At 47.9% G+C, this 1,686-nt stretch carries 3 protein-coding genes; all 3 read right to left on the reverse strand.

Annotation, left to right across the window (positions count from 1 at the left end):
• Nucleotides 1-1,058: YidC/Oxa1 family membrane protein insertase (locus tag ACQGQ5_RS15880; RefSeq protein ID WP_455737443.1), on the reverse strand; the 1,058-nt coding region annotated here is incomplete at its 3' end.
• Nucleotides 1,059-1,082: 24 nt separating this feature from the next.
• Nucleotides 1,083-1,310 (reverse strand): membrane protein insertion efficiency factor YidD, encoded by a 228-nt coding sequence (yidD, locus tag ACQGQ5_RS15885; RefSeq protein ID WP_141826727.1) that lies wholly within the window; start codon nt 1,308-1,310, stop codon nt 1,083-1,085.
• A partial coding sequence (gene rnpA / locus ACQGQ5_RS15890; protein WP_455737444.1) for a ribonuclease P protein component occupies nt 1,307-1,686 on the reverse strand: 380 nt, incomplete at its 5' end. The genes yidD and rnpA, both read right to left, overlap by 4 nt.

A 1,686-nucleotide genomic window follows, 5' to 3' on the forward strand; every position in this document is an offset into this window, starting at 1 on the left:
ATTCCTAAATAGTCATCCGAATTTGTTTTTCCGCCTTTTGTTTTCGTTTTTGAAGCTCCCGATTTTGCTGTCGTCCTCTGCTGCGGCTGCGGGTTAATTTCCTGATTTCTGTAGAAAGCGCCGGCAACAGGCTTCATCTTTGACTCGTTTTCTTCCAGAAGGGCAACCCTCTGCGCTTCCGCTTTCGCGTTCAGGTCCGCCGGGCTGTACCAGATATTCAGAATAATGGTTTGCAAGAAACCGAATATCGTCGAAATAATCCAATAAAAACCAACCGCCGCAGGCATTGTGCAGGCAAGCCATGCGCTGAACAGCGGCATCAGATAAAGCATTCCCTTCATGCATCCCTGCTGCTGCTGCATTCCCGGCTGCATTTTCATCGTAAAATACTGGGTAACCAAAGAAGATACCAGGCACAGTGCGGGAATAATCCACAGGTTGGAACGGAACAGGGTACCGAATATATTCGCGCCGTCGCTCGGCGTGTCCAAAAGATTCAGCCCCATAAACTGGAAGCCGTGGCTGAAGGATTCTATTTTCGCAAGCTCCGTCGCGCTGAACATGGTCAGCTGGGGTTTCAGCTGCGTAAAATGCTTGACGATTTCAATCTGTGCATACTGGGCGGAAAAGCTTGCACCCAGACCGGGAATCTGCTTGAGCATTTCAACGGCCTTCGCGATTCCTTCGGCGGAAAGGTGAAGGGCGTTCGCAAGCGGGTTCTGCACGGTATAAAACAATCCGATCATGATCGGGAAAGGGATAAAAGTGGTCAGGCATCCGCTCGCCGGATTGATTCCCTCTTTGTCATAAAGCTTCTGTGTCTCTTCCTGAAGCTTTACCTTATCGTTCCCGTATTTTTTCTGCAGCTCTTTTTGTTTGACGGCCATTTTGCTGTTCGCGGCCATCGATTTTTGCTGATTGATGGAAAACGGGAACATGACTATTTTCAATACGAGTGTAAACAAAATAATTGCCACGCCGTAATTCTGAATCAGCGTATAAAAAAACCAGAGCAAATAGCCAAGAATGTTTCCGAAAAAATTAAAAATCTCCGTCATATGGGCAATACTCCTCTATAGTGGTTATCGCTTGTCCCGTTTTTCCGGCACGGGATCGTATCCTCCGCGGCTGAACGGGTTACAGCGCAGTATCCGAAAGAATGCAAGCCAGAATCCCTTAAAAGCGCCAAAGCGCTCGATCGCTTCGATCGCGTAATTCGAACAGGTGGGGTAGTATTTGCAGCACGGTTTTTTGTAGGGGGAAATGGCTTTCTGGTAAAACCTGATAAGCAAAATAAGCGGGCGTTTCATTTCAGGACCCCCGCGTTTTTCAGCTGCAGCAGCATTGCACGGCGAACTTCCGTGCTTTTTACAAAAGGTGTTTTGCCCCTGGCTACAAAAACAAAATCATGCCCCGGAGCAATTTCGGGAGCCAAGGCTCTGAAAGCCTCGCGGATCACTCTGCGTGAACGGTTCCGTTTCACAGCGTTGCCGATTTTCTTGCTGGTGGTGATCCCTACCCTGACGTTTTTGCTGCGATTTTTCGTAACATAGGTAATGACCACAGGGCTGACATACGATTTTCCCCTTGCATAAATCCTGCGGAAATCCTTGTTTTCTGTTATGGGAATCAATAAATCCATACTTAAAATCGCACCACAATTCTGATTTGTTCCGTGAAGCAGCG

The sequence above is a fragment of the Caproiciproducens sp. genome (assembly GCF_053840905.1).

Bases quoted from the DNA above. Each gene is read 5' to 3' on its own strand.
- yidD (WP_141826727.1), bottom strand. From the start codon at position 1,310: ATGAAACGCCCGCTTATTTTGCTTATCAGGTTTTACCAGAAAGCCATT.